The 751-nt window shown below is 63.6% G+C and carries 1 protein-coding gene; it reads right to left on the minus strand.

Annotation, left to right across the window (positions count from 1 at the left end):
* Positions 1-44: 44 nt before the first annotated feature.
* Positions 45-751: sensor domain-containing protein (locus A5713_RS01685; protein ID WP_156751702.1), on the minus strand; the 707-nt coding region annotated here is incomplete at its 5' end.

A 751-nucleotide genomic window follows, 5' to 3' on the forward strand; every position in this document is an offset into this window, starting at 1 on the left:
TACTCCTCCCGGATCCTGCACAAAGTATTCCGATTCTCCCGGGTCTATCCGGGGATCTTCTCCGACATCTTGTCCAGAATTGTCGCTGCGGCCGGAGCGCCGTTGCCCCATTGGCACACCTGCGCGTAGATCACCACATTGTTCTTTGCCCGCGCCTCGCTGGCGCAGACCCAGCCGGTGATCTGCCCGTCCTCCAGTTCCGTTCCCGTCCACCGCACTCCCGTATCGGTCGCGTCGGTCTTCTGGAATCTCCATCGATATTTGCCGCTCAGGTGGATGACGGCATTGCTGCACGCATCGAGACGCTTGGCAAAAGCGTTGCCAAGCAACACCGTCGCTGCTTTGGAATCGACAACCGTCGCAACGGCTTGACGGACCGCATGCTCGTACGTGTCCTTGTCCTCTTTGTAGAGATTGCTCCGCCACGCGGTGTAAGCCACCCCCACCGAGTACGTGTCCGGCGCGATCAGCGGCTCGCACTGCGGGTTACCCTCGTCGACGAAGGCGGCCACGGGCGGGGAGGTCGCGCCGGGCGGAGGTTTGGACGCCCAGTTGAGTTTCGCCCCGACGATATCGCTAACCACGTCCGGCGCCAAGATCAGCTCGTCGATGCGATTCAGTGCCAGGGTGGGCGCCACTGTAGACGTCGCCGTGGGCACCCCCGGCGTGGTGCCGTGGCCGCCCCCCTGACCACCGCCACACCCAACCGCCAACGCGACCACTCCAGCCCCGAGTGCCGAAACGATGAAAC

Origin of the sequence: Mycobacterium sp. E2497 (assembly GCF_001668695.1) — a bacterium.
Classification (GTDB): Bacteria; Actinomycetota; Actinomycetes; order Mycobacteriales; family Mycobacteriaceae; genus Mycobacterium.